We start from the raw sequence: 20,217 nt of genomic DNA on the forward strand, positions 1-20,217 counted from the left end.
ATCCTTCAATAAATAATGTATGCAAGACTAACAACACTCTTGAATTTTACCATAGTTAATTGTTATTAGTCCATTAGATTTGTATGACTATTAGAATCAGAATTATGCTGAGATAAAACCTAATATTGATTTTTTAATACTAGTCAGACTCTTGTTTAGCGAAAAATCGCCAGCTATCCCTTACCATGTCTTCAATACTTAGTTTCGCTTCCCAACCAAGCTCATTTTTAATTTTACTGGTATCTGCATAGCAGGTTGCAATATCTCCTGGACGCCTTTCAACTATTTGATAAGGTATTCCAACTTGATTAACACGTTGAAAGGTCTCAACGAGTTCAAATACTGATGTGCCTCTACCTGTTCCTAAGTTATAGATAGACAATCCTTGCTTCAACCCTTCCAATGCAACTAAATGACCTTTGGCTAGATCAACTACATGAATATAATCTCTTACACCTGACCCGTCTACGGTATCATAATCGTCTCCAAAAATTTTCAATTGGTCAAGCTGACCGGACGCTACCATTGTAATATATGGCATTAAGTTATTAGGGATCCCCTTAGGCTTCTCTCCGATTAAACCACTTGAATGGGCTCCAACAGGATTAAAATAACGAAGGATAGAAACTTTTAGTGATGGATGAGCGTCTACTAAATCAGATAATATTTTTTCACTTATAACTTTGCTTTCTCCATAAGGATTAGTTGTTGACCCAAGAACCATGTCCTCACGTAATGGTGACAGTTTATCTCCATAAACAGTTGCAGATGAAGAAAAAACAAAGTTAGCAACATTAAATTCTAAGCACATCTTAGCTAGGATAATTGTAGCTAAGATATTATTCTGATAATATAGAAGTGGTTTGGATACAGACTCACCGACAGATTTATACCCAGCTAAATGAATGATACCGTCAATTTGATTTTTGGAAAAAATATCTTTCATAGTCGCTTCATTCGTGACATCTTCTTGATAAAATAAGATATTTGATTTACCTGTTATTTGCTTTATCCGATCTATGGTCGTTATTTCACTATTAGATAGATCATCAACAATAATAGCATTATGTCCTGCATTTAGTAGCTCTGTAACAACATGTGAGCCAATAAAGCCAACACCACCACTTACTAGAATATTCATATAGTTTCACCTATCTTTTTTTTATTTGACTAATACTGCTTTCAGTATTTTTCCAATAATATTCTACAATAATATACAGCATTAATAAACAAGAACAAATATGTTAGAATAGAAAAGAACGCATCATGAATTAAAGTATTGGTTACTAGAAATATAATTATTATGAATAAAATTATAAAAAAATATTGTGGAAATTATTTTAGCTTAAAGGAGCGACACAAAGTGAATTTCAATCAACTAAGAACACATAAGTTCATTCTAATGCTTGGAGATCTGCTTTGCATATTAGCTGCCTACATTAGTGCTTTTTATATAAGATATTTAGATTTTCCTGATCCAAACTGGGATGCTTTTATATCACTTTTGCCTTGGATCATTGTAATTGGAATATTTTTGATTTCTGTATATGAATTATATTTAATTGATAACAAACAATCTATAACTGATATATTCAGAAAAATTATGGTAGTTGTAACAATGCTCACCTTTTTAACGATGGCAAGTTCCTATTTATTCAGAGCTTTTGCGATGCCTCGTTCAGTCATTGTTCTGTCAACTGTCTTTATGACAGCCTATCTTGTCTGTTTTAAACTAATTTATCTGAAACTAACAAGACGAAAAATAATTGGGAAATTTTTGATTATCGGTAACAAAGTCAACACAGACAAGCTCATGCATAAAATTAATTATCCCATGCTAAAAGGGTCTGAAATAAAGTGTATAGAAGAACCACCTACATTAAAAGGAATCAAGGATTTAGTCATCCAATCAGACTACATTATTCTTTGCACAGATATTTCCAAAGAACTTAAATCACAAGTCATTTATTATGCAATGGAGCACAATAAAGAAGTCTATGTAATACCGACTCTTTATGAGCTAGTATTACAGCGTGCTGATACTTCTCCACTTGATGACACTTTAGTTATGGGAGTTAAGCCATTTGGATTGACTTGGGAAAAATTATTCGTAAAAAGGTTATTCGATATTATTTTTTCTCTAACCATCCTTATTATTATTTCACCCATAATGTTAGTTGTCGCAATACTTATCAAGTGTGAAGACCCTAAGGCAAACATTATCTATTCGCAAGAGCGTATTGGAAAAAACGACAAGCCCTTCACAATATATAAATTTAGATCAATGGTAAATAATGCTGAATCTAATACTGGACCAGTATTAGCATCAACAAACGATAATAGGATTACCAAAATCGGTAAGTTTATTCGTGCAACTCGGATAGATGAGCTTCCACAATTCTTTAATGTTTTGATAGGGGATATGTCAATTGTTGGTCCTAGACCTGAACGAGCCTTCTTTATCAACAAGTTATTAAAGGAGCATTATCACTATGGTTATCGTAATCGAGTTAAACCTGGAATTACTGGATATGCACAAGTGATGGGGAAATATACAACAGAAGTTGAAGACAAATTAAGATTTGACTTATTTTATATAAGAAATTACAGCTTTTGGCTGGATCTTGTTATAATTCTTAAAACTTTTCTGGTTGTGATAGATAAAACGAAATCAGAAGGAACTGAGGATAAAGGAAAAATAGTAAAAAAGGGTAAGATAGTGGAAAGACCGAGAATGTAGAACCTATTTAGTGATTCGCCCAGACAAAATTAATATGACTTCTAATATCTACATTCTTTAAAACGGATATAAGATATTCAATATATTTTTCTTTTCATTATCTAATGATTTCTAAAGATATTTAAAAAGGTTAAACATTTAATTGATGTTTAACCTTTTTCGTAATAAGTAGCATCGAATAATTTAATCTCGACTAAATAAATCTCTTGTATAGACTTTATCCTTAACATCTTTAATATCATCTGTTAGGCGATTCGCCACAATTACATCAGATATTTTTTTAAACTCATCAAAGTCTCTTATTACTCGAGAATGGTAAAAGTGATCTTCCTTCAACACAGGCTCGTACACAACCACTTCAATGCCTTTTGCCTTCAGACGCTTCATTACACCTTGAATTGCTGATTGTCTAAAGTTATCCGAATCCGTTTTCATAGTAAGTCGATGAATCCCAACGATAGATGGGTTTTTAGCAATAATACTATCTGCGATATGATCCTTGCGTGTTCTGTTCGCATCAACGATAGCAGCAATGATATTATTTGGTACATCTTCATAATTAGCTAATAATTGTTTGGTATCTTTAGGTAAGCAGTAGCCACCATAACCAAAGGAAGGGTTATTATAATGCATACCGATTCGAGGATCGAGTCCGACTCCTTCAATAATTTGCTTCGTGTCTAAATCGCGCAGTTCTGCGTAGGTATCAAGCTCATTAAAGAAAGCAACTCGTAGTGCTAAATAAGTATTAGCAAACAGTTTGATAGCCTCTGCTTCAGTCGAGTCAGTAAATAAAACAGGAATATCATCCTCAACAGCACCCTCAGCTAACATATTTGCAAAAATTTCAGCTCGTTCTGACTGTTCACCAATAACAATACGAGATGGGTGTAAATTGTCGTAAAGTGCCTGTCCTTCTCGCAAAAACTCTGGTGAGAAAATAATGTTCTCTGTTTTAAATTTTGCTCTAACTTCTAGTGTATATCCGACGGGAACAGTTGATTTAATCACCATCGTAGCTTGTGGGTTAATCTCAAGTACGTCAGCAATAACTTGCTCAACGCTACTTGTATCAAAGTAATTTTTCTTCTCATCATAGTTGGTTGGTGTTGAAATAATGATATAGTCTGCCCCTTGATAAGCTTCATTTGGATTCATAGTTGCTTTAAGGTTTAACTGCTTTGTCGCAAGAAATTCTTCAATTTCTCTGTCAATAATTGGGGATTTCTTATTATTAATTAATTTAACTTTTTCCGGTAAGATATCTAACGCTACTACTTGATGATGCTGTGCAAGTAATATGGCATTAGATAAACCAACATAGCCTGTTCCCACTACTGCTATTTTCATTTTTTATTCACCTCTAAAAAATAGGATATTCTAACTTTCGATTGTACCAATAACATAATTTCTTGAATTAGAACGTAAAACTAATTTGTGCTGAATGCCAAGGACTACAGTTCCACTTGGTATTCATTTCATTCCCCAACCCTCTCTAATTTTATCTTTGCTACATTGGTCAAGATTTTCATTATAAGAATGGGAGAAGCTTTATGTTAAGCCTCATAATAACTAATATACAATCTAATTTCCAGCAACCTCTTCCTTCTCTAGCAAATTATAATATTGTACATACCAGTCAGCGAATTGCTGTAAACCTTCTTCGATTGTTGTTTCTGGCTTAAAACCAACAGCTTGATATAACCGCTCAGTCGATGCAAACGTTCTAGGAACATCACCCGGTTTAATTGGTTCAAATACTTTATCAAAATTCACCTCTTTGCCAAGTGCGTTGCTAAGTGCCTTTTCTAAAGAAGTAATAAAGTGCATCAGCTTCTCAGGATTGTTATTTCCAATATTGAATACTTCATGTTGAACAGCACCAATAGGTGTCCTTGGAATTAACTTGACGATACCTTCGACAATATCAGCAATATACGTAAAATCTCGGTATAAATCGTTCTCGAAATCGCCATTATTAAAGATTTTAATTGGCTCTCCTTTAAAATACTTATCAGTAAAACCAAAGTAAGCCATATCTGGTCTTCCCATTGGCCCATACACCGTAAAGAATCGTAAACCTGTTGCTGGTATTTTGTAAAGATGACTGTATGTGTGTGCCATTAATTCGTTAGTTTTCTTCGTAGATGCGTACAATGAGACTGGATGGTCGACAAAATCAGTTTCTTCAAATGGAACTTTCTTATTAGCTCCATATACAGAGCTGGATGAAGCATAAATTAAATGGTCGACTGGGTAATGTCGGCATGCCTCTAAAATGTTATAGAAGCCAATTACATTACTTTGCATATACACATCGGGATTTTCAATTGAGTATCTTACACCTGCCTGTGCAGCAAGATTCACGACAACATTCGGACGATATTGTGCGAAAAGGTCGTCGATTACGGATTTATCTGAAATATCTGCTTTAACAAATGTAAAATTCTCATAAGGCTCTAAACCTTCTAAACGTGTATGTTTTAATTTTACGTCATAATAATCATTCACATTATCGATTCCAATTACTTTACAGCCTTGTTCTAACAGTCTTCTAGAAAGATAAAATCCGATAAAACCGGCTACACCTGTAACAAAGTATACATTGTTTGTATTTAGATTTTGATTATTCAAGATCATAAACTCCTTATGTGTTACATTTATTAAGTTAATAAAATAACCTTTCTCATTAAAATATATTTCAACTTATAATAATTACCATATAACCTATAATGTACACCAATATTTGATAGATTGCTTATATTATGGTTCCACTTATTAGGGAAGAAAAAATCCTATACAAATATCACTTAATTTATAAATAGTAATCCTTATTCCTATTTATATTTAAAACAATTCGCATGTCTGCCTACTTAACCTGATAATATCCTTTTTTCTACTTTGGTATAACTAAGCAAAGCGACAGCAAGGAACAAACTAAAGTAGTATTTATTTCCCATAAATTACTATTTTAACAACTATTGTTAATACTATTAGAAAACAATATAACCGAACAGAAATATTAGACTCCTTTATTGGCTTTCTACTATAGAATATTTAATAGTAGAAGTTGATGTACTGTTTCCTCAAAATAATAAATTAAACTAGATAGATTCTGTTTTTAAACTAGCCTTGTATATCAGTAAAGTTCTAATTATCTCGGCAATTATAGTTGACACAACAGCCCCGGGTACACCGATAAATGGGATTAAGGTAAGATTAACTAATATATTTACAACTGCTGCTATTGAACTACTAGTTGCAATAGCCCTTGTACTTTTATTGTAAAACAATTTTGCAACTGGAATATAATATATACCTTTTAGTATATGTCCTACGATTAAAAATGGAATCAACCAAAGTGCATAATTATATGAATCACTACTTAACAATTTTGTGCCCAACATTGCTATCGGAATTGAAATTGCACCAAAAATAATGACGATGTAATAGAAGCTCTTTAATAATTTTTGTGATTCAATATTTTTATTTTCTTTCCGTAAGCTAGTGTATCTAGGTACTAATGCATTATTTACACTAGTATAAAATAGCGACAGAACCATCGATACTTGAACAGCTAGTGAATATACTCCTAATTTATCTAGTGATACGAATTTTTCTAAGATTACACGGTCTGAAGACGAAATAATCCAACCACTTGCAACATGAGGTAATAGCGGAAGACTAAACCACAAACTGTTTTTTATAAAGAGAATGCTTATCTTTAACGAGATGTATTTCAAAGAATATATCAACAGTATTATTACTGTTAATGATAAAATAATTGACTGTGATGCTAAAGCACTTATAGCCCCTAGACCTTTAACAATAATAAAATACATAGTCAAGGACATTATAATCAGCGCTTTGATTATATTAATAGCTACAAATAAACCAGCTTTTTCTTGAGCTCTCAAAAGAGCTAGAGGCAAAGCTAATAAGGCATTTAACCATGATAAACCTATCATGTAAAAATAGTATGGTTTTACAGGAATATTAGAAAATAACACCCCTCCTATAAATTGATGAAGTATTAACATTAAGATGCTAATAGCTGTAGCAAATAAAAAAACAAAGATGTAAATAGTACCCAAATACTTTCTTTGCTCTGTTTTATTATCCAAAAAATCATAATAAAATCTAGTCACTGCTCCGTTTAAAGATAATAAAAGGAAAATTTGAAACATTCCCACTAATGACTGTACAGTGGTCATTATTCCGTATTCAGATGGTGGCAAGTAATTTGTATATATAGGTAACATGATGAAACCAATTAGTGGTGTCATCATGCCGCCTATTGTATATAAAATGGAATTTTTGAAAAATTTACTTTTTTTTATTTTATTAATCACGATTGATACCTTCTTTATATTTCATGAGTGTTTCAGCAAATAAAAAATCTATGCTGTCATCAATATCAATTGAATTTTCTTTTGACATAATGTAAGCATATGTCCCTTCTGAATAAATAGGTGCTTTGTTCAATACTTCTTTTGTTTTTCTTATATATATAGCTCCATTTAATCTATAATACTTTTCAGTATCTTGTCTTCTCATACTTTCTTCAGTCTTTTTAATAAAATTATCCATAGATAAATTTTCTGGTAAAATGTTGGAGAAAATAGGGCTGTGTTCTACTTCACAAACTGAAATTACTGACTTCGCCTTTTTTTCTTCAAATAATTGAAAAGCACCGTTAATATCATTGCTATCCCTTAATGGGGATGTAGGTTGTAAAATACAAACTGTTGAAAATTCTTCGTTTTTATTTTCTTTATACCAATATAAGACTTCTTCCACAGCATCCCATGTCGAAGATGTATCCTGAGCCAACGATATATTTCGTAAAAAAGGGACACAAGCTCCATATCTTACCGCTAATTCAGCATACTTACTAGAATCTGTTGAAACGATTATTTCATTAAATTTATTAGAGTTAATGGCTGCCTCTATAGTATAGGATAGCATTGGCTTACCATTCATTTCTTTTATATTCTTTCCTGGCAATCCTTTTGAACCACTTCTTGCTGGAATGATAGCTATATTACTCATCTTTTACACCTAAATCATAGAAACTCTTTTTTAGATTTATATTCTTTAATTCCCCAAATTCTTTTAAAAACTCAATTATTTTCTTTGAAGTATTACCATCACCATATGGATTAACTGCCCTAGCTGCGCACTTTATATACTTAGGACTTAATGCCTTTTTTATAGCCTGTTCTATGCTCGAGGAGATTGGCGAGCAGTTTATTATGCTTTCTGCTTGAATTCTACCTTTTTGTCTGTCCCCTATATTTACAGTTGGAATTCCGAAACTAGGAGCCTCTAAAATTCCACTAGATGAATTCCCTAATACTAATGAAGAATATTTCAACCCAGACAAATATCTTTGCATTCCTAATGAGGTAAATGATTTAGCATGTGTGTGTTTAGTTACATATTCATCTATTTTTTGATTAATGATTCTTCCATGTGCATCCGCATTTGCTTTAGTTATTAGAAAATTAATTTCAGGATATTTATTAATTGCTTTTAACAATTCATTAATCTGGATTTCGGAGCTTTGGTTATTTTCTAATGTAACTGGATGGTACGTCACCATTACATAAGGTTTATCATTATCAATACCAACATACTTTGTAAATTCTTCTTTAGGTAGCAATCGTTCCTGTTTTATATTTTCAATACCTAGTCCTCCTACTACTTTCACTCTTTTAGGATCTTCTCCTAATTGGATTACACGTTCTCTATATTCTTTAGTACTTGTAAAGTGAAAATAGCTTAGCTTTGTTAGCACGTGTCTTATAGATTCGTCTATAGCACCTTCAGTTGTTTCGCCGCCATATAAATGAGCGATAGGTATTTTTTGGTTCATAGCTGCTAAAGCTACAGCCAGTGTTTCATATCTATCTCCGAGTACAATTAATAAATCAGGTTTTTGTTCTGTAAAATAATCTGCAAAGCCAATTAATGCTAGTCCCATAGATTTTGAAATGGAGGCTGGGGAATCTGCACTTAGTAACATTTCAACCTTTTTGTCTATATCAAAGCCATCATTTTCAATTTCTTTATAAGTAAGTCCGAATTCAGGTGACAAGTGTGCTCCTGTAACAATTAAATTTAGTTTAAAATCCGGATCTTCTTTAATTCTTAATATTAAGGGTTTCAACAAACCATACTCAGATCTAGTAGCAGTTAATATAGCAATATTTATCATAATTCTATCAACTCATCTTCTTTAAAATACCTTTTGGATTCTTTTCCTATTACTTCATTCCACTTCATAGGGGAAAGACCATTTCCAGGTCTTTTCACTGTAATATTTTCTTTTGAAAAAACTTCTCCTACTGAAATATCCCTTTTAGCTACAATACTTTTTCGTGCTACGTCCCTATTCTTTAGTTCAGAACTCGTAGGTTTCTTAACTCCTGTCCCTAGAGCTCTTTCTATATTTCTAATACTTCGTACCATCTCTTTTAATTCGGCTGGCTCTAAACTAGCCCTATGATCTGGACCTTCCATTGCCCGATCCAATGTAAAATGTTTCTCAATTACCGTGGCACCTAAAGCAACAGCAGCGGTTGGAACCTCAATTCCCACCGTGTGATCCGAATAGCCAACATCAAAATTAAATCTTTCTTTTAATTCTTTCATTGCTAACAAATTCACTTCATCAAATGGAGTTGGGTACTCTGTTGTACAATGTAAAATTGTTAATTTATTCGTTAAACTCTCTTTTAGTACTTTTATTGCTTCTTCAATTTCCTTTATAGTTGCCATTCCTGTTGATAAAATTGTGGGTTTGTTATACTTCGCTATTTGAACTAAATAAGGAAAGTTTGTTATCTCACCAGAAGGTATTTTCCATATCGGGATGTCTAAATCATGAAGAAAATCTAAACTTTCTTTATCAAATCCAGTTGATAAAAAAATAATTCCTTTGTTGTCGCAATAAGATTTTAAATCTGTAAATTCATCGAAAGTCAATTCTAATTTCGATAACATTTCTAATTGTGTTTCATCTATCGCTTTATTTTCCTGATAGCTAGCTTTTTTTGCTTCTTTTGCTGCTAAATTTTTAGCAATAAATGTCTGAAACTTTATACTATCTGCACCAGCATCAAAAGCTGCATCAACAAGTTTTTTTGCTGTCTCTAATGAGCCATTATGATTTACTCCTGCTTCTGCAATTACAAATACACTCATAAGCTACCTACCACCTTACATGGATTTCCATAAGCAATTGTGTGTGATCCTATATTATTTACTACGTTACTTCCCATGCCAATTAAAGTCTCTGAACCAATAGTTAACCCTTGTTTAATTACTGAGCCTGCACCAATATGTGTTTTTTTACCAATTCCTACATTGCCAAGTATTATTGCTCCAGGGGCAATATGTGAACAATCTCCAACTGATACATCATGTTCACAAATCGCTCTTGAGTTAATTATTGCAAAGTTTCCAATTGTAGCATTTGCATTCACTATCGCTGATTTACCTATAAAAACTCCTTTTGTTAGTTTGCAATATTCACTTACTGTTGCGGAAGGATCTATAATATTAGGGAAACTAAAACTAATTTTCTCTAATTTTTTAATTATTTTTAACTTAAAATGAAAATCATCTATTGTTCCAACAGAAACAAAGGCTTCAGTGAAACCGGAATTGTATAAGTCTTCCAAATCATCGTCACTACCTATAATAGTAGTATCGAGTACTTTATTTCCGATATTATCAGGTTTATCAATTATTCCAATTTCTTGATAATCACCTATATTATAGAGGGAGTCTAAGATAGATTTACAATGACCGCCTCCTCCAATTAACAATAATCTACGCTTCATTACGCTCAAGTCTCTTTCGCATTTTCTCTAATTCATCATGTTGTCCCATATCCATCCATGCATGTTCACTTATCGGATAAACCCCTACTTTTTCACCTTTTTTTTGATATTTTTCAATAATATCTGGAAATCCTATTGAGGTATTTTCCGTTAGTTCATTAACTACCTGCGGTTGGACTACGTACATCCCTGTATTGGTGAAAAATGACAATTCTGGTTTTTCCTTCATTGTTTGAATTTCGCCATCATCACCTATTTCAACTACTCCATATGGAATTGAAATATTTTTTAGAGAGCAAACCATGGTAATCAAATTACCTTTATCTTTATGGAATTTATATATTTTATAATAGTCTTCCTCAATCAGAATATCACAATTAGTAAGAAAGAACGTTGAATTTACCCTTCCTTTAAGCAAACTTAAACCTCCACCTGTCCCTAACGGCTTATCCTCATCAACATAATTAATCTCATAGTTTTTATCAATTTCATTAAAATATGATTTTATCATATTTTTTTTATGGTTAACTATTAAGTGGAAGTCATTTACTCCAGCTTCATTAAATCGGTTAATTATATGTTCTGCAATTGGAACATCACCAATCGGTATTAATGGCTTTGGTAGTATTCTAGTATAAGGATATAAACGCGTTCCAAAACCTCCAGCCATCATTACAACTGGTATCTCAAGTTTTTGTTTAGTCGCAATCTCATCTGTCCAAGTAATAACAGAAACCAACTTTTTTTCATTGTTAATTACTGGGATTGCTTCAACTGAGAATTCTCTCATTTTTTTCTTAGCTAGGTGCTTGTCTTGTTCAAATAGGTATTTGGGTTGGTAATTTGCTATATTCTTTATCGTAGCATCTAGATCCCCTTGACTTAAAATCCAACGTCTTATATCTCCATCAGTAATTGCTGCGACAAATTCCCCGTTTCTTGTAACAAATAATACTTTTTTTGCAACTTTATCAAGTTGAGACATTGCTTCTACTAGAGGCTTATTTTCGTCTATAAGAAAATGTTGTACATCCATTTTTTTAATCCTCCTACCTATTTAATTCAGCTAATACCTTTATAACCCGCTGAACTTCTTGAGAGGTCAAACTAGAACTACATGGTATATTTATAATACTATTTAAAAAGTTATACGCCAAACTTATATTGTATGCTTGTGTATCTTGGTAAGGTAGCTGCTCATGAATTAGATCCCAGATTGGTCTGGCTTGAATTGAATTATCAGACAGCCTTTGGATGATATCTTTTCTTTCTAGTGGATATTTTTCTGAGATCTTCATACCATAAAACCAATAATTAGGTCTAGTATTTTCACGAAAAGAGATTAACGAAAGACCATCAATTGAAGTAAACTCATTTCTATACAAATCATAATTTCTTTTTTTAACATTTATAAAATTTTCCAATTGCTCCAATTGTGCAAGCCCTAGGGCAGCTTGGAGATTTGTCATTCGATAGTTATAACCTATCTCATCGTGTGTGTAGTAAAGAGGATCACTCTTAGCCTGTGTCGTTAAATGGCGTGCTCTTTCTAAAAGATTTATATCATCAGAGACAATCATACCACCTCCACCAGTAGTCATGATTTTATTTCCATTAAACGAGTAAACCCCAATCTTTCCTATTGTTCCAGCAAATTTCCCTTTAAGCTTACCTTTTGTATAAAAAGTTCCGATCGCTTCAGTTGCATCTTCAATTACTGGTAAATTATAATCATTGGCTATTTCCATTATGGATTCCATATCCGACATATTTCCAAAGACATGTACTACAATTATTGCTCGGATTACCTTAGATGATTTTTTATTAATTAATTCATCACCTTTTTTTTCACATTCCTCATCTAAAAATACTTTTAATTTTTGGGGATCCAATCCTAAAGACTCATCACAGTCCATAAAAACGGGGGACGCACCACAGTATTTTATTGGATTAACTGCAGCAATAAAAGTTAAAGTAGGAGCAATTACTTCGTCCTGTTCAGAGACTCCAAGCAATTTCAAGGCGATATGAATACCTGAAGTACCATTTTGAACTGCTACCGATCCCTTGGCATTTACATAATTCGTAATCTCGGTTTCAAAACTGTTGATGTAAGGGCCAGCTGTTGAAACCCACTCGTCTTTAATCGCCTTTGTTACATACTTAAGTTCATTGCCTTTTAAGCTTGGTACAGATAAAGGAATAAATGATTGTGTCATAAGAACCCTCTTTTTTATATATTATAAATATCAGCTTTATATTTATCTAAATTATGTCTGAAGAATTCAATTGTTTCTCTTAATCCTTGTTCAAAAGTGAAATTTGGCGTCCATTCTGTTAATAATTTTATTTTAGCATTTGCCCCCAATAGTCGGTTTACTTCACTTTTTTCAGGGCGTAACCGCTGATCATCAGTAATTATTTTTGCATTTGGATTAATTTGACGAATAAGCTCCTCAGCTAACTCACCAATTGATATCTCCTGTTGCGTAGCAATATTTATCTCTTCTCCAATTGTCTTTTCAGACTTAGCTATTTCTATGAATCCATTAGTTGTATCCTTAACAAAATTAAAATCTCTGGTTGGTGTTAAAGATCCCAGTTCAATTTCTTCCTTACCAGAAAGAAGTTGAGTAATAATTGTCGGTATTACAGCTCTTGCTGATTGACGAGGTCCATACGTATTAAATGGTCGGACTATCGTTACAGGCATCTCAAAGCTTCTATAGAAGGATTCTGCTAAACGATCCGCACCTATTTTTGTTGCAGAATATGGGGACTGTCCTTGAAAGGGGTGTTTTTCATCAATAGGTACATATTGTGCAGTCCCATATACTTCAGAAGTTGAAGTAATTAATAAACGTGAGGTGCCTAATTCACGACCAGCTTGTAAAACATTTAGGGTACCTTTAATATTAGTATCTACATATGTATCTGGTGAATGGTAACTGAAAGGTATCGCAATTAATGCAGCTAGATGATATACTTCATCCATTCCTTTCATTGCTTCTTTCACGCCATTAGGATCACGAATATCTCCTGTAAACACTTCTACTTCATTCATGATTTCCTTAGGTAAGGTATCTAACCATCCCCACGTATTAAAAGAATTATAATATGCAAATGCTTTTACTTTCTTTCCTTTCTTAACTAGCTCTTCTGTTAAATGACTTCCGATAAAGCCATCTGCTCCTGTTACTAGAATATTATTCATTAATTTTCCTCCTTTTATATATTTGTAAATTAATGTCTAATCCATTTTGCAACCTAAAATTATATTCTAATTTAAATGTTTTATGCAATATATTTGTAGCAATTTAGTAAATTGTGACCTTAACTACCACAAAAATGGTTTTGATCATTTGGCAAATTATTAAATTATATTACAAGATTCATAATACATGTTAAGGAGCTAAAATACTAACTATGTTACGCTTTACAAGTATAATCTGGTGTGAAATAATTCCGTCTTTCTAAAAAAAGGAAGGTTATGTATTATCTTTTCAGAGTTCATTGAAGGGATACAGTTAAGACCTTTAATTTATTTAAGTAACGATTTACAATGATATTTAGATCCTATAAAACAGAAAGGTACACAATTAAACTTGTTGAATATATTTGGTTCAAAACCTTTCGTTGTAATATATATTCTTTTTGACGGGAATACTTCTTTATAGTTTACCATTTTCTAATAAGGTGCTTAGTTCATCTACAGATTTAAGTCTTTCAATATTATATACTTCCTTAAAAATTCGTCTTAAAAAGTTTCCATTTATCTTGTTATCATTATCAAAAAATAAATCAAATACAGACCAACTTTTTATATCAAACCACTTACTAATATAAAAACTGGAAGAGGAATATGCAGTAATTACAAAATTAATATTAAAATTGATAGGTATCAACTCTGCAGGTATATGAGTATCCTTAACTAATTCAATATTTTTTGCTTTTAAATAACTATCATATTTTGATATAAATTCACTTGGGTGAGGTTTAATAATTACAGTTAATCTCTTATCATTTTTAATAAAATGCTTAAATATCAAATCTAACTTCTCATTTTCTATATCTTTAGTTATTACATTTAACTCTGATAAAGGTTGACCAATATACATAATTTTAATCTTACCGTCATTTTTTCTATGATCATATTCAGTTTTATCAATATTAAAATAATTATATAAGTCTAGTATTTGCCTCTTCGATATATTAGTATATTCCATTTTTATAATTTTTTTATTCTTAATTTTTTCTGTAGGTATTAAACTAGGGAAATTTGCTATAATTTCATCAACATTTGGATGTAAGCCTTGATATTTCATTAGGTATTTAGGATAATGAAACAATACTCTTTTAATTAGATTTTGATTCCTCATTATTTGTTTACTATTAGAGATATTATACAGAGCTAAGCCCTCTTCAATTAGGCTTATTTTAATTTTTGCCTTGAATGATTGCTGAATGATTGTCTGATTTATTAAATCATTATCTTTAAACACAAATACTTTATTAACTTCTTTAGTAGAGAGGAATTTCTTTACTTTTTCTATCTTCCTTTTATTTTCAATCATATTTATTAATTGGTTTTTCACATTACTATAATCAAGTATTAACTTACTTTCAAAATCCGAGTCGCTTTTTACAATATTCAATAAGTTAGCATTTCTAGAATGCACTATCAATAATACATCTGATAAGTCATTATTTTTAATGAATAATTTTACTATCATTAAGTGAAAAATTGTATTAATCGAAAATAAAACTTTTTTTTCCATGAAATTACCTCAATTATTATTAAATTCGTTTAAAAGAATTTCTGTCCTTCTAGACCATGTGTAATTATTTTTTAGTTTATTAAAAGCATTATCAACTAATTTATCTCTTAAATTTTTATTATTTTTGACCAATAATATTGCATCTCGCCACTCGTTAATATTACTTGGATCGCACAAAATTGCACTTTCAGTGTCAAGAAACTCAGTAATTACTTCATGATTAGAAGTTATTATAGGTTTCTTTGATGCCATATACTCAAATAACTTCAAAGGAGACATCCACTTAGAAATTTCATCCCCCCCCTTAGACATGACCTGTTTTTGATAAGGTGCTATTAAAACATCCATCGCTTGCCTATATTCCTCGGTTTTATTAAAGGGGACATGTCCCCAAAATCTTAAATTATGAGTATTTTTTAATTTATATTCCCACTCATATACTTGCTTTTTATTTCCACCAATTATATTAAACTTGATATCAGGCATCAAATTGGCTAATTCAATAATTAACTCTACTCCTTTCCCCTTATATAACTGTCCAATATACCCTACTTGAAATTGTGAATCATAAAAAGCTGGTTTACTTCTAAACTCTCTTATGTCTGCACCATCATGAAGAACCAATATATCTTTCTCGTTAAGATTAGAGAATTTTAATAAATAATCTTTTTTAAGTGAATTACTTATAACTATTAATTTCTTGAAATTTTTAGAATTAAATAACCATGATTCCATTTTTCTTCTTATCTCTGTAATGGGTAAATGATGTGCCTCATAAAATAAGGGGATGCCTTTATTTTTAAGAATTAAAAGGCTGTGTATGTGTCTTCCATAAAAAATATCCGGATTTTGCTTACTATTATAAATTTTACTTAGCCTCATCAGATATTCTATAACTCCAAATTTCTTTTTATAGTGTTGATTAAGTAGTTTAAGATCAAAGTAGTTCTTAACATCATATTCTTTTAATATATCGAGATGAGATAGATCTAATTTACTCTTTTTACCAAATAAAGTAACCTCAGCTCCATTATTAGAAAATGCATCGCACATTTTCATAACATGTACGGAATTTGCCTGAGTGGAGGGGATTATTGAATTAGAAAAATAGTGTATCCTCATATTATCAATCCTTTTTTCAAAGATTCAATACTTTTTTCACCAAATAATAATGGTATTAATATTGCTATAAATAACATGCCTTCTAGTCGAACTTGAAATATACTCTGAGTAAACATTTGATGTACAATTATATATATATATATCCTTCTTAAAAGTGTGAACTCTAATTCATCTTTAAAAAGAATACTAGTAAGGCAAACAATAAAAATAATTATCATCATAACTAAAAAAATAAGTCCAAAGTCACTAACCCATCTTATAAAAGAATTATGAGGTGATAAACCAACATAGGATTGAAAGAAACCATAACCATTCCCGAATAATGTTTGAAATAAATTATTATTATAAATTATGTCATACAAATTACCCCAAATATCAAACCGAGAATTATCAAAATTACCCAATCTTATTATTTGTTCTGAAAAATTTTCAGGTAATAATCTTATAACAATTAATCCCACTATTGGAAAAGTCAGCGCTAGTTTTAAAAAAGAACCAAAATTCTTTTTTAATATTCTTTGTTCTTTTACAAGGGGAATTCTTGTATTTAAAATAAGTGCTATAGTTAAAGATAATATCGCACCTTTACTTCCTGATAGTAATAGTCCAATCGTTAATCCAAGGATAATAACATTGAATATTTTTTTATTTTTTACTCTTTTTCTAACGTACAACCCACTTAATAAACTAACCGCCATAACGGAGCCAAACCTATTGGGGTTTCCATACCAACCATAAAGTCTGGGAAATTCAGGTGCTTGATATAACATGATTGGACCAAAATTAATATTTCCACTAATTTTAAGAAAGAAAGCCATAATTAATGAAATTATACCTAATACAAATATAATAGTACTTACAAACATTAAATAATTTTGAATGCTACTTTCCATTTGTATATACAGCAAGAAGAAAACATAAAAAAATAAAAAATTCCAAATGATAAGTACAAACAAAAACCTAAATCCATCAGGATAGAATATTATCGAAATAAACATTAAAGTAAATACTGTAAAAAATAAAAATACCAAATGGGCATTAACTTTAACTTTTAGATTCGAGATATTACTTTTATGTTTTATTAATTGTAAGTAAGTAATATAGATTGCTAGAAATGCTAATGAAATATAACTATACTGACTTAGACTAGTCTCTACTGCATATCCAGATGCAGCACTTACATAGCTAAACAAAAATATTGATAAAAGCAACAGAAAAGTTATATTTAACATTTTTCTATTTTTCAGGATGTTTATCATAATTACAACACCTCAGCCGTAAAATTCATTCTGTACTCAATAATTCCGTATATATTTTTTGGTAATTTTCACTCATTTTTTTATTACTATAATTTTTGCCAAAGTAATACTCATTTGTTTTACTAAATTCAATATTTCTTGAGGTATAGTCTTTAATTAACTTTGACAAAGCTTTTATATCACCTATATTAAAGAAATCCACCTCTAGTTTGTTGTCATCGATAATTTCCTTGTGTTCTGGAATATTTGAAAGTAATAAATGTTTACCACTACTTCCCGCCTCTAATACAGAATTAGGTAAACCTTCAGATTTAGAAGCTGATATATAAACATCAGAAGCTTGTAAATATTTATCTACATTGTTAACATTACCTCTCAGAAGAATTGAATCAATCGAGTGCTTTTTACATTCATCAAGTAAATACCCATCCCCCAAAATAACTAATTGAGCATTTTCGTTAACTTTAGCTTCAAGAAATGCATTAATAATTGTTAAGGGGTCTTTTCGTTCTATAAGACTTCCAACAACCAAAAAAATTCTCTTCTTTGGAGATAAATTTAATTGCTTCCTAAGATTTATATATCTCTCAAATGAATTGACTTTATATTTGAGTGTATCTACTCCATTTTGAACAACATACAATTTTTTGCTTAGTAACTCTTTGTATTTATATTTTAACGTGAATGAACATAACACTACTAAACTATCCTTTTTCATTGATCTTATAGCAGACTTACTTAAAAGAAAACCTAAAAAATAACCAAATTTTGAAATATAGTCTTCATAAACGTAATTACGAATAGTCATAATATGTTTTCCACTTTTTTTAATTTTTGATACCACAGAGTCAGCCCTGACCCCAGAAGTATGAATTATATCAGGTTTATAACTAATTAGAAATTTTTTTAATTTTTGTTTTCCTAAGATAACAAATTTATGTCTACTAAGATTCAAAGAGTTTACACTTATTCCCTCACTAACAAAATTACTTATACTGGATTCATCTGGTTCTGGAGATAAAGTTAAAACACTTATATCAAATTTTTTATTATCAATATTTTTCATTATCCCTAATAACTGGTTCGTAGGCCCACATCTCCTTAAGTTTGAAACAATATACAAAATTTTTATCCTTCTTTTCATCTTATTTCTCCTCATATAATATATTTAAGAGCTATTATTATAGTGATTTCAGTTAATACCTTAATCCTTTTGAAGCCCTCTTTAGGTATAAGAAGATCTGTTTTCCTCAAAAGATCCTTTTCTTTTTGCTTCATCTTTAGTAATAGAAGGAAGAATCCATAGTATTTTCTTATGAATGTTAATTGCATGCGGGAGCTATTAAACTGATTATCAAAGATGCAATTCATTATTGCCTTGTAACGCCTAAACAGAACTCGATTTTTTAAACAAATTCGACCAAACTACAACATATTTTTTAAAATCTATTATTCATTAAATTTAGTAGAATAGGTCAAGATAATCCTTTTCCACTTACTCGACTCATGATGGAAATAGAAAATCATAATCAACATGAACCTTCAAGAATTAGTTGGTTTCTTAAAGAAAAAGATAGGACCCTATCTCAAAATCTAAACAAGCTGGATCTCGTAATGTCTTATCTTAGGCACAATCTGGCATATGGAGAAGAAAAACAGACGTTTAGATATAGAGATTACTAACCCTAGGAAAGGCATCTCACAAACTTTAACAAGCTGGCAAATGCATAGGAGATGTCTATTCAGCTTGTCTTATTTTAGCGTACTCTGCTTTAAGGGTTAAGAGAGAATTAATTCCCTTTAACTATTTACAGCTATGCTCAATATCAATTATATACAGGCATCTTTTACCTTCGAACGTTGAATCAATCGAAATTTTATTTCCATTCCTACTCCATCTTGGATGCAAATCACACCTAAAATCGTTATCATACTTAAAGGGTGCATATACTCGTGCAACTTTTTCTATTTTATCCTCGTTGCCTACATAAACGGTCCCTATTCTGGCTCTATTAGGATAGGTATCTGTGACAATATGCTTACCATCTGGAGAATAACTAGGATGTCCATCTATAGTCAACACTTCAGACCAAAGTTGCTTAAATTTTTGACTCTTATCTTTCATTAGATAATAACCATTTCCACTACTTTGTTTCCTGGCATATCCTAGTATCTCATCATCATTTTTCCAACAACAGTGGGAGGTCATATTATCATCACTTAGATTATACATTCCGGTGCCGTCAATATTAACTGTCAGAAGCCGAGTGAATTTTTGGTTACCTTTTAACCAACGATGTAAAACCATAAATCTATTACCAGATGGATTTATCATAATATGATTTATTTTGTGTTCCGCATCCATCATTTCTTGTCTAGTCTCAAAATTATAAAAGTCTGTGTATTTTAGAATTTCTTTTGTTCTACCGTTTTCTAAATTCACATACCAAATACAGGTATCCTCAGGA

Annotated in this window: 17 protein-coding genes; 1 reads left to right on the forward strand and 16 read right to left on the reverse strand. The window is 31.1% G+C overall.

The genetic code is table 11. The features are described 5' to 3' along the window. Positions 1 to 139: 139 nt before the first annotated feature. Positions 140 to 1,141, reverse strand: a complete 1,002-nt coding sequence (gene galE / locus ASE01S_RS14230; protein ID WP_067843851.1) for a UDP-glucose 4-epimerase GalE — start codon at positions 1,139 to 1,141, stop codon at positions 140 to 142. A 222-nt stretch (positions 1,142 to 1,363) separates the two neighbouring features. Between galE and ASE01S_RS14235 the strand changes: the two genes are divergently transcribed. Next, positions 1,364 to 2,740 (forward strand): sugar transferase, encoded by a 1,377-nt coding sequence (locus ASE01S_RS14235; RefSeq protein ID WP_083512161.1) that lies wholly within the window; start codon positions 1,364 to 1,366, stop codon positions 2,738 to 2,740. 183 nt (positions 2,741 to 2,923) lie between these two features. On the opposite strand, the gene ASE01S_RS14240 is transcribed toward ASE01S_RS14235, so the two are convergent. The 15 genes from ASE01S_RS14240 to ASE01S_RS16015 form a co-directional block, all read right to left on the reverse strand. Further along, positions 2,924 to 4,090, reverse strand: coding sequence for a nucleotide sugar dehydrogenase (locus ASE01S_RS14240; protein ID WP_067843853.1), 1,167 nt, complete (start codon positions 4,088 to 4,090; stop codon positions 2,924 to 2,926). A 234-nt stretch (positions 4,091 to 4,324) separates the two neighbouring features. After that, on the reverse strand, positions 4,325 to 5,374 hold the full coding sequence (locus ASE01S_RS14245) for a GDP-mannose 4,6-dehydratase (RefSeq protein ID WP_067843855.1): 1,050 nt from the start codon (positions 5,372 to 5,374) through the stop codon (positions 4,325 to 4,327). Positions 5,375 to 5,844: 470 nt separating this feature from the next. After that, positions 5,845 to 7,092 (reverse strand): lipopolysaccharide biosynthesis protein, encoded by a 1,248-nt coding sequence (locus ASE01S_RS14250; RefSeq protein ID WP_067843857.1) that lies wholly within the window; start codon positions 7,090 to 7,092, stop codon positions 5,845 to 5,847. Next, a complete protein-coding gene (locus tag ASE01S_RS14255; RefSeq protein ID WP_067843861.1) occupies positions 7,085 to 7,792 on the reverse strand; it encodes an acylneuraminate cytidylyltransferase family protein in 708 nt (235 codons plus the stop codon). The genes ASE01S_RS14250 and ASE01S_RS14255 overlap by 8 nt, the downstream gene beginning before the upstream one ends. Beyond that, complete coding sequence (gene neuC / locus ASE01S_RS14260) at positions 7,785 to 8,960, reverse strand: UDP-N-acetylglucosamine 2-epimerase (RefSeq protein ID WP_067843864.1); 1,176 nt, start codon at positions 8,958 to 8,960, stop codon at positions 7,785 to 7,787. Before neuC ends, ASE01S_RS14255 begins: the two co-directional genes overlap by 8 nt. Then, positions 8,957 to 9,949 carry an N-acetylneuraminate synthase gene (gene neuB, locus ASE01S_RS14265; RefSeq protein ID WP_067843867.1) on the reverse strand — a complete coding sequence of 331 codons (993 nt, stop codon included), beginning with the start codon at positions 9,947 to 9,949 and terminating at the stop codon, positions 8,957 to 8,959. The genes neuC and neuB overlap by 4 nt, the downstream gene beginning before the upstream one ends. Beyond that, positions 9,946 to 10,590 carry a NeuD/PglB/VioB family sugar acetyltransferase gene (locus tag ASE01S_RS14270; protein ID WP_067843869.1) on the reverse strand — a complete coding sequence of 215 codons (645 nt, stop codon included), beginning with the start codon at positions 10,588 to 10,590 and terminating at the stop codon, positions 9,946 to 9,948. The genes neuB and ASE01S_RS14270 overlap by 4 nt, the downstream gene beginning before the upstream one ends. Next, on the reverse strand, positions 10,580 to 11,626 hold the full coding sequence (locus ASE01S_RS14275; RefSeq protein WP_067843871.1) for a sugar phosphate nucleotidyltransferase: 1,047 nt from the start codon (positions 11,624 to 11,626) through the stop codon (positions 10,580 to 10,582). The genes ASE01S_RS14270 and ASE01S_RS14275 overlap by 11 nt, the downstream gene beginning before the upstream one ends. 13 nt (positions 11,627 to 11,639) lie before the next feature. After that, a complete protein-coding gene (locus ASE01S_RS14280) occupies positions 11,640 to 12,809 on the reverse strand; it encodes a LegC family aminotransferase (RefSeq protein ID WP_067843874.1) in 1,170 nt (389 codons plus the stop codon). Positions 12,810 to 12,823: 14 nt separating this feature from the next. Continuing rightward, positions 12,824 to 13,804: an NAD-dependent 4,6-dehydratase LegB gene (locus ASE01S_RS14285; protein ID WP_067843877.1), complete on the reverse strand. Its 981-nt coding sequence runs from the start codon at positions 13,802 to 13,804 to the stop codon at positions 12,824 to 12,826. A gap of 457 nt (positions 13,805 to 14,261) precedes the next feature. Further along, entirely contained in the window at positions 14,262 to 15,368 is a 1,107-nt protein-coding gene (locus ASE01S_RS14290; protein ID WP_067843881.1) for a polysialyltransferase family glycosyltransferase, read from the reverse strand. A gap of 9 nt (positions 15,369 to 15,377) precedes the next feature. Further along, the gene (locus tag ASE01S_RS14295; protein WP_067843883.1) at positions 15,378 to 16,490 is read right to left on the reverse strand and encodes a glycosyltransferase family 4 protein; all 1,113 of its coding nucleotides are present in this window, start codon (positions 16,488 to 16,490) and stop codon (positions 15,378 to 15,380) included. Then, a complete protein-coding gene (locus ASE01S_RS14300; RefSeq protein ID WP_067843886.1) occupies positions 16,487 to 17,749 on the reverse strand; it encodes an O-antigen ligase family protein in 1,263 nt (420 codons plus the stop codon). The genes ASE01S_RS14295 and ASE01S_RS14300 overlap by 4 nt, the downstream gene beginning before the upstream one ends. A gap of 25 nt (positions 17,750 to 17,774) precedes the next feature. Further along, complete coding sequence (locus ASE01S_RS14305; protein WP_067843889.1) at positions 17,775 to 18,893, reverse strand: glycosyltransferase family 4 protein; 1,119 nt, start codon at positions 18,891 to 18,893, stop codon at positions 17,775 to 17,777. 660 nt (positions 18,894 to 19,553) lie between these two features. Then, positions 19,554 to 20,217 (reverse strand): TolB family protein (locus ASE01S_RS16015; protein WP_373277965.1); only part of this gene is annotated, 664 nt, incomplete at its 5' end.

Source organism: Amphibacillus sediminis NBRC 103570, from assembly GCF_001552275.1.
Lineage (GTDB): Bacteria > Bacillota > Bacilli > Bacillales > Amphibacillaceae > Amphibacillus_B > Amphibacillus_B sediminis.

Bases quoted from the DNA above. Each gene is read 5' to 3' on its own strand.
- galE (WP_067843851.1), bottom strand. From the start codon at position 1,141: ATGAATATTCTAGTAAGTGGTGGTGTTGGCTTTATTGGCTCACATGTT.
- neuB (WP_067843867.1), bottom strand. From the start codon at position 9,949: ATGAGTGTATTTGTAATTGCAGAAGCAGGAGTAAATCATAATGGCTCA.
- ASE01S_RS14305 (WP_067843889.1), bottom strand. From the start codon at position 18,893: ATGAAAAGAAGGATAAAAATTTTGTATATTGTTTCAAACTTAAGGAGA.
- neuC (WP_067843864.1), bottom strand. From the start codon at position 8,960: ATGATAAATATTGCTATATTAACTGCTACTAGATCTGAGTATGGTTTG.
- ASE01S_RS14240 (WP_067843853.1), bottom strand. From the start codon at position 4,090: ATGAAAATAGCAGTAGTGGGAACAGGCTATGTTGGTTTATCTAATGCC.
- ASE01S_RS14295 (WP_067843883.1), bottom strand. From the start codon at position 16,490: ATGAGGATACACTATTTTTCTAATTCAATAATCCCCTCCACTCAGGCA.
- ASE01S_RS14255 (WP_067843861.1), bottom strand. From the start codon at position 7,792: ATGAGTAATATAGCTATCATTCCAGCAAGAAGTGGTTCAAAAGGATTG.
- ASE01S_RS14285 (WP_067843877.1), bottom strand. From the start codon at position 13,804: ATGAATAATATTCTAGTAACAGGAGCAGATGGCTTTATCGGAAGTCAT.
- ASE01S_RS14300 (WP_067843886.1), bottom strand. From the start codon at position 17,749: ATGATAAACATCCTGAAAAATAGAAAAATGTTAAATATAACTTTTCTG.
- ASE01S_RS14280 (WP_067843874.1), bottom strand. From the start codon at position 12,809: ATGACACAATCATTTATTCCTTTATCTGTACCAAGCTTAAAAGGCAAT.
- ASE01S_RS14275 (WP_067843871.1), bottom strand. From the start codon at position 11,626: ATGGATGTACAACATTTTCTTATAGACGAAAATAAGCCTCTAGTAGAA.
- ASE01S_RS14290 (WP_067843881.1), bottom strand. From the start codon at position 15,368: ATGGAAAAAAAAGTTTTATTTTCGATTAATACAATTTTTCACTTAATG.
- ASE01S_RS14270 (WP_067843869.1), bottom strand. From the start codon at position 10,590: ATGAAGCGTAGATTATTGTTAATTGGAGGAGGCGGTCATTGTAAATCT.